1 protein-coding gene is annotated in these 333 nt (G+C 69.1%); it reads left to right on the top strand.

What is annotated here, in order from left to right; genetic code table 11:
- Positions 1 to 86 precede the first annotated feature (86 nt).
- Positions 87 to 333 (top strand): HHA domain-containing protein (locus E3U55_RS17145; protein WP_134341685.1); only part of this gene is annotated, 247 nt, incomplete at its 3' end.

The following is a 333-nucleotide window of genomic DNA, read 5'->3' as shown; positions in this document are numbered from 1 at the left end:
GTCGCCGAGGGCGAGATCCGGCTTGTGCTCGATCCCAGCACGAAGGCGTTCTGGACGATCGATGTGCCTTTCCGTGAGGTTGCATCGTGACTGTCGCCGCGCCGGCCTACAGCGCGCGCATCGTGGGAGCGCCGGACATCCCGGTGGCGTTGGACCAGGACGCTGGACGCATCGTGTTCGACTCGGGCCGAGCCCCGCATGTATCGGCGCGCGGCATCCGCCTAGCGCTCGCGGACCCGGACCTGCTCAATGACCTCGACCCGCGTGATGCTCGGCGGCTGGAGATCACCGCGGGCGGTCGGGTGTTTGATCTCGGGATCCGGCGGGCGACGC

This window comes from Filobacillus milosensis (assembly GCF_004402015.1).
Lineage (GTDB): Bacteria > Bacillota > Bacilli > Bacillales > Alkalibacillaceae > Filobacillus > Filobacillus milosensis.
The sequence above is the reverse complement of the archived record's forward strand: the minus strand, read 5'-3'. Positions and strand labels throughout refer to the sequence as shown.